The organism is Conexibacter sp. CPCC 205762 (assembly GCF_030646155.1).
Taxonomy (GTDB): Bacteria; Actinomycetota; Thermoleophilia; order Solirubrobacterales; family Solirubrobacteraceae; genus Conexibacter.
The window spans coordinates 63,711-72,865 of record NZ_JAUTDN010000031.1 but is presented as its reverse complement, the minus strand read 5'-3'; the positions used below and the strand labels follow the sequence as shown (position 1 = coordinate 72,865).

At 74.4% G+C, this 9,155-nt stretch carries 8 protein-coding genes; all 8 read left to right on the top strand.

The annotated features are described in order from the left end of the window. The first annotated feature begins 223 nt into the window (after positions 1-223). The 8 genes from Q7L73_RS20575 (at position 224) to Q7L73_RS20540 (ending at position 9,153) form a co-directional block, all read left to right on the top strand. Complete coding sequence (locus Q7L73_RS20575; protein WP_304696239.1) at positions 224-1,342, top strand: hypothetical protein; 1,119 nt, start codon at positions 224-226, stop codon at positions 1,340-1,342. Between the two features lie 109 nt (positions 1,343-1,451). Further along, a complete protein-coding gene (locus tag Q7L73_RS20570; protein WP_304696241.1) occupies positions 1,452-2,180 on the top strand; it encodes a hypothetical protein in 729 nt (242 codons plus the stop codon). An 83-nt stretch (positions 2,181-2,263) separates the two neighbouring features. Continuing rightward, a complete protein-coding gene (locus Q7L73_RS20565; protein ID WP_304696243.1) occupies positions 2,264-4,297 on the top strand; it encodes an RCC1 domain-containing protein in 2,034 nt (677 codons plus the stop codon). A 76-nt stretch (positions 4,298-4,373) separates the two neighbouring features. Next, positions 4,374-4,889, top strand: coding sequence for a DUF4395 domain-containing protein (locus Q7L73_RS20560; protein WP_304696245.1), 516 nt, complete (start codon positions 4,374-4,376; stop codon positions 4,887-4,889). A 4-nt stretch (positions 4,890-4,893) separates the two neighbouring features. After that, positions 4,894-7,503 (top strand): prenyltransferase/squalene oxidase repeat-containing protein, encoded by a 2,610-nt coding sequence (locus tag Q7L73_RS20555; RefSeq protein WP_304715629.1) that lies wholly within the window; start codon positions 4,894-4,896, stop codon positions 7,501-7,503. Then, entirely contained in the window at positions 7,452-8,171 is a 720-nt protein-coding gene (locus tag Q7L73_RS20550; protein WP_304691983.1) for a hypothetical protein, read from the top strand. The genes Q7L73_RS20555 and Q7L73_RS20550 overlap by 52 nt, the downstream gene beginning before the upstream one ends. Then, entirely contained in the window at positions 8,168-8,857 is a 690-nt protein-coding gene (locus Q7L73_RS20545; RefSeq protein WP_304691984.1) for a MotA/TolQ/ExbB proton channel family protein, read from the top strand. The genes Q7L73_RS20550 and Q7L73_RS20545 overlap by 4 nt, the downstream gene beginning before the upstream one ends. Continuing rightward, entirely contained in the window at positions 8,854-9,153 is a 300-nt protein-coding gene (locus Q7L73_RS20540; RefSeq protein WP_304691985.1) for a DUF2149 domain-containing protein, read from the top strand. Before Q7L73_RS20545 ends, Q7L73_RS20540 begins: the two co-directional genes overlap by 4 nt. Positions 9,154-9,155 lie beyond the last annotated feature (2 nt).

Sequence of the window (9,155 nt, the reverse complement as noted above, 5' to 3'; positions counted from 1 at the left end):
CCGCCGCCGGCCGCCCGCCGCGACGCCGCCGCCCGCCGCCGGCCGCGCCGCCGCCCGCCGCGCCCCGAAGGCGTGCGCTCATTTTAATCTTGACAACTCCGATCGAGAATATAAGGTTGTTTTTCGAGCCGGCCGCTGACCACGGACCGCGCGGAACGCGCCAGAACTGACGCGGGCCGCAGCGGCCGGCTCGCCATCCGTCATCGATGTCAGGGGTCGTCTCGTGCGAAGCGTCGTACCGCTCGTCCTGCTCGCCGCGCTCGCCGTGGCCACGCCGGCTGTCGCAAGCGCGCCCGCCAAGCTCACGCTCACGCAGGCGAAGGCGAGCGGGCAGAAGCTGACGCTCGCGGGCCGCGTCACGCTGCCGCGCGGCAAGGCCGGGCAGCGAGCGCGCACGCGCGTCGCGTTCACGCTCACCGACGCCAGGCGCAAGCGCGAGCGGTTCAGCGTCAAGCTCGACGCCAAGCGCGCCTTCAAGCTGACCCGCACGACGAAGCTGACCGGCCGGCTGGCGCTCTCCGCTCGCGTCACGATCGCCGGCAGGGCCTCCGGCAAGGCGCTCGCCCGCACGCTCACGACCAAGGCGACCAGAACCGGCGGCACGACGACCCCCGGCGGCGGCACGACCACCACGCCCGCCCCCGGCGCCGGCCCGGCCACGCCGGCCGACCCGTCGCCGACGCCCGCGGGCGCGACCCCGCTGAAGGGCCTCTTCAAGCTCGACGCGGGCGCGCAGGCGACCAGCGGCAGACTCAGCGGCTCGTGGTTTCGCATGCTCGGCGGCGCCGCCTTCTCGCCGCTGCCCAACGGCGACTCGCCGTTGCTCGACACGACCTACACGCCGCTGCGGCCCGGCAGCGACGGCGGCCTCAGCACGGTCGCCTTCCAGCCGCCGCCGTCGCCCGCGTTCGCGAGAAGAAACCCTGACGGCAGCCCGACCGGCAACGCGCTCGCGGCCCGCGTCACGCAGCCGCAGACCTTCTTCGGCGTGCACTTCAGCATCGTCTCCGACGCGACTGACCCGCAGACCGGGCAGGCCGATCCGCTGCCGCAGATCGCGGTCAAGGACGGCCGCCTGAGCGGCCAGACGACCGCCTGGGCGGCGCAGTGGAACGGCCAGTCGTTCAACCAGGGCGCGCCGAAGCCCGACGGCTCCTACGCGGGCCTGCCCGGGATCGTGCCGGCGCTCGACAGAGCGGCCGGGACGGTCGCGATCAGCGGCAGCTACGACGCCGCGAGCAGCCGCTACACGCTCGACTGGCAGAGCCTGATCGTCGGCGGCCCGTTCGACACCTACACCGGCCGATGGCACTTGGAGGGCACGTTCGTCCCGGCGGGATGACGCCCTCGAACGACTTCGCCCCGCGGCGTGGAGGCCGCGGGGCGAGGACCAGCAGGACGCGCACGTAACAGGCGTGCGCGCAAATTCCATCCCACAAGGGGGATCACCAATGAGTACCACACCGTCCCGCAGCGTGCGCCGCGCGCACGCCCGCCGTGCCGTCGTCGCCGCGGCGCTCGCCGTCGCCGGCCTCGGCTCGCTCGCGGGTGCCGCGAACGCCGACTTCACGCTCTCCAGCGGCACGATCCAGCTGACCGACGGCGCGACCAGCGGCAACCCGCCGGCCAACTCGTGGGTCAGCCTCCCGACCGACGACAACACCGCCACGCCGAATTACTTCCAGAACCCCTCGACGACCTGGTCGGGCACGCCGTCCGGCCTCTTCACGGTGATCCGGAAGGGCAACAGCGGCGGCGGCAGCGCGGCCGGCCTGGCGCTCGGCAGAGTCACGACCAACATCGTCGGCAACCTGACCGACCCGTTCAACACCGTCCCGTTCACGCTCCAGACGAGAGCGGCGACGCCGACGTCGAACCCGGGCTGGACGCCGTCGCTGACGTTCTCCGGCAGCGCCAGCAGCGCTGGCACGCGCAGCCTCGTCAGAGGCGACCTGTCCGGCCTGTGGGTCAGCTACGGCGGCAACGACTACTACGTCGGCACCGGCTCCAGCGCCGCGACCGGGCGGATCGCCCCGCTGACCGGCTCGATCACCGGCGACGCCACCAGAAGCGGCAGAGCCACGATCACGCTCAACTGGAACACCGACCTGGCGTCGCCGTACGCGCCGGGCTTCGAGGCCTACCAGGCGAAGTTCCAGCTCGTCGGCGTCCTCAACTAGGCCGCCGGACCACGCGGGCCGCGAGGGAGGGGGACCTCGCGGCCCGCAGCATCCGTCCACGCTCCGACCAGGAAGACCCGCAGATGCCTCTGAAGACCCTGCCGCGCCGTTCCTCGCTCACCGTCGTGCTGACGGCGCTCGCGCTCGCCGCGTCCGCCGCTCCCGCCGCGCACGCGGACGACGCCCTCACCGTCGTCGGCTGGGGCGCGCCCGAGCCGTTCGGGCTGCCGTCCGGCGGCGCGATCGCGCCGACGCCGCTGCCGGCGCTGGCCGGCGCGACCGCGGCCGCGATCGGCACCGACGCGACGTACGTGCTGACGCCCGCGGGCGTCCAGGCGGCCGGCAGCGGGCAGCTCGGGCTCGGCGGCGAGAGATCGCGGATCCCCTTCACGCCGATCCCCGGCACGGAGGGCGCCAGAGCGGTCGCGGCCGCCGCCGAGGCGACGCTGATCGTGCGCGCCGACGGCACCGTCGCCGGCTTCGGCGCCAACGCCACGGGTGCCGCCGGCGCCGCGCCCGGCAGCGTCGTGACGACGCCGACGGCGATCGCCGGCCTCAGCGACGTCAGCGCCGTCGCGGCCGGCGGCGGGCTCAGCCTCGCGCTGAAGGGCGACGGCAGCGTCTGGGCGTGGGGGCAGGCGAACACGCTCGGCAGCGCCGCCGCCGTCGCCGCCGGCCAGACCGGCACGCCGAGAGCGGTCACCCTGCCGGCGAGAGCGGTCGCGATCGCCGCCGGGCTGACGCACGCGCTCGTCGTGCTCGCCGACGGCAGCGTCTGGGGCTGGGGCAACGACGACTACGGCCAGCTCGGGCAGGGCGCGACGACCTCCAACCGCGACGCGCCGGTGCAGATCATCGCGCCGGCCGCCCCGGCCGCCGCGCACCCGCTCGCGGTCGCCGCCGGCGACAGCGAGAGCTTCGCGCTCTATGACGACGGCAGCTTCAAGGCATGGGGCTACGACGCGCCCGGCAACCTCGGCCTCGGCATCGGCTCCGACGCCAACGTGCTCGTCCCGACCGCGCCGCTCGCGAAGGCGGCGCATCCGGCCAACTACCCGCCGTTCACGCAGCTCGTCGCGGCCGGCGGCACGACCTATGCGATCAGCGGCGGCAGCTCGCCCGGCCGCGTCTTCGCGTGGGGCTACGGAACGAACGGCCAGCTCGGCTTCGGCGCCGCGCCGGCCAGATACGAGTTCGCCGTCCCGTACAGCGGAGCGCCGGGCGCGACCGACGGCTCGCAGACCTCGACCGAGGTGCCGCAGCGGGTCGGCACGCTGAAGCGGGCCGGCTTCATCGGCGTCGGCACCTACGCCAGCCAGCAGCTCGCGAGCACCGCGCCGACGCTGCGCTTCGTCAGCGCCGACCAGCTCGGCTTCTTCGCCAACCCCGTCGGCAGCGTGACGGCGCCGAAGACGATCGCCTTCCGCTCGCAGGACGACCCCTCGACGATCACGCGGATCAGGCTGAGCGGACCGAACGCGAAGGACTTCCTCGTCGTCGACCGGACGATCGACGACGAGTCGATCGACGCCTTCCCGGCGACGCTGCAGCCGGGCATCGAGCACGCGCTCGGCGTCGAGCTGCGGTTCGTCCCGAGCGGGGTGGGGGAGCGCACCGCGACGCTGACGGTCAGCGCCGAGGGCGAGACGCTGACCGCCGCGCTCTCCGGCGTCGGCACCGAGCCGGCCGGCAACGTGCCGGGGGAGAAGGGCGAGCCGGGGGCGCCGGGTGCCGCCGGTCCCGCCGGCCCTGCAGGACCCGCCGGCCCGATCGGCGCGAGAGGCGCCGCCGGCAGAAACGGCGTCGTCACGTTCGCCGCGAAGGCGGCGTCGGTGAAGGTCAGGCGCGGGCGCACCGCCGCGCTGCGCTTCACGCTGCGCAACGGCACCGGCGGCCGGCTGGCGAAGACGTCGGCGTCGCTGACGGCGCCGAAGGCGCTGCGCGCCAAGGCGGCGGTCGTCGCGGTGAAGGCGGTCGCGGCCGGCGGGCGGGCGACGGTGACGGTGCCGTTGCGCGTCGGCGCGCGAGCGCGGCTCGGGACACATCGCGTCACGGTGCGGCTGAAGCTCGGCTCGAAGACGGTCGCTCGCGTCGTCACCGTGCGGGTCGTCCGTTAAAGTCGACAAAATCGGTAGACAAACTAGTATTGTTTTTCGAGCCGTTCTCGCACCCACGTCGCCAGGAGCCGTTCACGTGTCGCGTCAGCCAACCGGACTCGCTTCGCTCGTGTCGTTCCCCAACCCCGTCAACGAGGTGATGGCGCGCACCGTCGCCGCCGGCGTCGTGCTGCTGGGGCTGGCGACGGTGCTGCTGCAGCTGCCGTGGCTGAGCGCTGTGCTCGCGGCCGGCTTCCTGCTGCGGGTGCTGTCGGGCCCGCGCTTCAGCCCGCTCGCGCTCGTCGCGAGCAGGCTGATCGTGCCGCGGCTGCCGTTCAGAGCGAAGCTCGTGCCCGGCCCGCCGAAGCGGTTCGCGCAGACGATCGGGCTGGTCTTCTCGGCCAGCGCCGGCGTGCTGTTCCTGCTCGGGCTCGAGACCGCCGGCTACGTCGTGATCGCGGCGCTCGTCGTCGCCGCGAGCCTGGAGGCGTTCGCCGGCCTCTGCCTCGGCTGCCAGGCGTTCGCGCTGCTGATCCGCGCCGGCGTGATCCCGCAGGAGGTCTGCGAGGCGTGCAACGACATCTGGGCCCGCAGAGCGTCCGCCGCCCCCTGAGGCCGTGACCGCACCTGCCACATCGGGCCGCCGCGTCGCGCTGGCGGTCGCGCTGCTGCTCGCGCTCGTCGCCGCGCCGCTGCTCGCCGGCGCGCCGGCCGCGCACGCCGCCGGCAGCGCCTCGCGCGCCGTCGGCTTCATCGAGGACGCGCAGAACAGCGACGGCGGCTTCGGCGCGAAGAAGGGCGGCGCCTCCGACGCCGACGCGACGCTGTGGGCGTCGGTCGCGCTGCTGGCGGCCGGCAAGCACCCGCGCGACGAGTTCCTCAAGAACGGCCGCAGCGCCGAGCAGTGGCTCGTCGGCCACCTCGGCGCCTACGGCTCGCTGGAGCAGCTCGGCCTGCTCGCGCTCGTGCAGAACACGAGCAGACTGGGCGCGAGCGCCTTCGGCCACCCGCTGGAGAAGATCGAGGCGCGGCTGAGCGAGAGCGCCGTCCGCGCCGACCCGCGCGGCGCCGCCTTCGCGATCTTCGGGCTGCTGTCGGCCGACAGCGGCAGCGCCCGCGCGAAGGCGCGCGCGGCGGCGCAGTCGCTGCTGACCGCGACGACCTCCGACGGCGCCTGGGGACCGGACGGCAACGCCGACTCAAGCTCGACCGCGGTCGTGCTGCAGGCGCTCGCCGCGACCGGCGTCGCCGACCGCGACGCGCCGCAGGTGCGCAGCGGCTTCGACTACCTGCGCGCGGCGCAGATCAACGACGGCGCGCTGGCCGAGTCGACGCGGCTCGACAAGGCCTCCGCCGCCGGCTCGGTCTCCGCGACCGCGTACGCGATCCAGGCGGTCGCCGCCTTCGGCGTGCCGCCGATCCGCACGCAGACCGGCAAGACGCTCGCGCAGGGGCTGACCGACTACCAGCAGCAGACGAGCGGCGGCCTCACCTCGAAGGGCGGCCAGTACAGCCAGGTGCCGCCGTCGGTCGTCGAGACGGCGCAGGCGTTCCCGGCCTTCGACGGCCTCTCCTTCCGGCTGGCGCCGGTCAAGAGCACCAGCGGCGGCCCCGACGCCGCCCGCAGACGGGCCGACGCGAAGCGCCGCGCGGCCGAGCGAAGACTGCACGACACATCGCAGAAGCGCGAGAGCAGCGGCAGCTCCGACGAAGGTGCGTCGAGCGGCAGCGCGGGCGCGAGCGGCCGCGCCGACCCGGGCGCCTTCGAGAGAGCGACCGCGGGCGGCGGCGACGGCGGCAGCGGCGAGCGCGGCGACAGACGTGAGCGGGGCGGCAGACGGGCGGGAGCGGGGGAGAGAAGAGCGGCGGCCGAGACGCCGGCCGACGGCGGCGAGGAGGTGACCGGCGACGTCGTCAGAGCGGCCGGCGGGCCGGCGCTGAGAACGAGAAGAGGCGCCGACGACAGCGGCCTGACGAACAGACAACGTGCGACGCTCGCCGTCGGCGGGCTGCTCGGCCTGCTGCTGCTCGCCGGCATCGCGCTCGAACGGCTGCGGCCGCGCCCCAGCGGCGCGCGGCCGCTGCCGACCGAGGCGATCGTCGCCGCGCAGCGCGCCGCGCGCCCGTTCACGCGCGGCGCGGCGGCGGCCGCCGGCGTGCACGTGCGCGACGCCGCCAGCGGCCGCCGGCTGGTCGCGCGGCGGCGCTGGCCGCTGCTGCTGGCGCTCGCGGTCGGCGCGGCGCTGATCGCGCTGCCGTTCGCGACGCAGATGTTCGCGCGCGCGCCGCAGGGCGCCAAGATGGTCGATGCCTTCGCCCCCTACATGACCGCCGAGCGGATCGAGGGCTTCCAGCGCAACATCCGCGAGGTCGACGCCTACGCGCAGGAGGCGCTGACGGTCGCGCCCGCGCTCTTCGTCCCCGCGACGAAGGACCCGCGGCAGCGCCAGCAGCAGTTCCTGACCAGATCGCCGCAGGTCGCGCTCTTCTCGCAGCAGTGGCCGGCGGTCAGAAGAACGTTCGACGGGCTGCTCGGGACGATCGCCGCCAACCGCCAGAACTACGATGCCGTCGCGGCGCTGCCGTCGTTCACGCTCTTCCCCTGGTTCTTCCTCGTCCCGGGCGCGCTGCTGGTGCTGTTGGCGCTCGCCGGCCTGCTGCTCGGCCGCCGCCGTCCGGCGAGCTGGATCCCGCTGCGGCGGGCGACGATCGCGCTCGGCGTCGGCCTCGTGCTCGCGCCGGTCGTCTTCCAGATGTTCACGCGCGCGCCCCAGGGCGGTCGCATGGTCGACGCGTTCAAGACGCTGGAGACGCGCAGAACCGTTCAGACCGTGCAGGGCCACTTCGGCACGATCGCCGTCGGCCAGGGCACGATCCGCACCGAGCTGGTGCCGCGGCTGCGGGCGCGCGGCTGGAGCGAGGCGAGACTGCGAGCGGAGCTGCCGGCGGCGATGCGGCTGCAGCGGCGCTGGACGCGGATCCTCAACGACATGACGCCGATGATCGGCGTGATGAGCGACAACGTCGGCCGCTACCGCGCCGTCGCCGCGCTGCCGCCGTTCCCGCTCTTCCCGTGGCTGTTCGTCGTGCCGGGCCTGCTCGTGATCGCGCTCGGCCTGCTCGCCGGCCGCCGCCCGACGCCGCCAACCGAACCCGATCCCGAAGAGGAGCTCCCATGTCTCGACGTCTCAGCGCCGCCGTCCTCGCGCTCGCCGGTGGCGGTCTGATCGCCGCCCTTCCGGCCGCCGCCGCGCAGGCCGCGAGAACCGCGCTCGTCGGCACGTTCCAGATCGCGCCCGGCAGATACGCGCCTGCGAAGGGCAAGCGGAGAGCGGTCGTCAGCGGCTCCTACTTCCGCATGACCTACCCCAACGGCGATCCGCTCGTGAAGGGGCCGTTCTTCGAGAACTCCGATTCGCGCGCGAAGGACAAGACCTACACGCTCTTCACGCCTGGGATCGACAAGGGGATCCGGACCGGCGGCTGGCAGCCGCAGCCGACGCCGGCGTTCGCGCCCAACGGCTTCGCGCTCGCCAACCGGATCGTCAGACCGCTGCCGTTCGCAGGCATCAAGTTCAGCCTCTCGACCGCCGACGTCGACAAGCAGAGCGGCGCCGCGATCGCCGTCCTGCCCGCGATCTGGGCGAACGGCCGAACGCTGACCGGCGACCTGCGCAGCTTCACCGCCTCGTGGAACTCGATCTACTTCAACCAGGGGACGCCGAAGCCCAACGGCAAGCTGCCCGGCAAGACGACGCCGATTCGCGGGACGTACGACGCGAAGACGCGCAGATACGCGATCACCTGGTCGAGTCAGATCGTCGGCGGGCCGTTCAACGACTTCACCGGCCGCTGGCACTTCGAGGGCGTCTTCAAGCCGGGGGCGGCCAGATGACGCCGGCGGCGCCGGCTCTCGCGCTGCCGCTGGCGAGCGGCGAGGACCCGTTCGGGCAGGCGCTCGCCGGGCTGACCGGCGGCCTGCAGGGCGTCGTCCACGCGGTCGCGGTCGTGCTGCTGGCGCTGCTCGTGCTGGAGCTGGGCAAGGTGCTGACCGAGGGCTGGCGGCGGATCCGGCCCTCCAACCCCGGGCTGCAGGAGATCGCGCGGCGGGCGCTGGCGGCGCCGGCGCAGGCGCCGCGGATCGCGCGCGCGGCGCCGGGGACGCTCGCCGAGCGGACCGTCGTCGACCTCGCGGCGGCCGTCTCCGACGGCGGCCGCGACGGCGTCGAGCACGCGCTCGCCGACTACGAGCTGCGGATCCAGCGGCGGCTCGACCACACGCGGATGCTCGTCCGCGCCGGCCCGGCGCTGGGGCTGATGGGGACGCTGATCCCGCTCGCTCCGGGCCTCGCGGCGCTCGGCGACGGCGACTTCGAGCAGCTCGCAGGCGACCTTCAGATCGCCTTCGCGGCGACGGTCGTGGGGATCGTGATCGGCACCGGCGCCTTCGCGCTGACGCTCTACCGCACGCGCGTCTACACCGAGGACCTTGCGGCGCTGGAGCGCGCGGTCGCGGCGTTCGCGCCGCAGGCGCCGCCGCACCAGCGCGTCACCGCCGCGGTCGGGGAGCGCGCGGCATGAGACGCGTCGGCCTCGGCCGCCACGGCCAGCTCGACGCCGACGGCGGCGACCCGCTCGACGGGCTGGTCAACCTGTTCGACGTCGGCATGGTGCTCGCGGTCGCCTTCCTGATCGCCGGCCTCGGGATGAGCAGAGCACTGCCGTCGTCCACGAGAAGAGACGACGCGGCCGGGGCGAGAACGACGGTGAGAGCGCCGTCGTCGAGAAGAACCGCGTCCGGCAGAGGCAGAGCGGTCGGCCAGGTCTACCAGCTGCCCGACGGCACGCTCGTGCTGGTCGACCCGGCGGGCAGATGAGC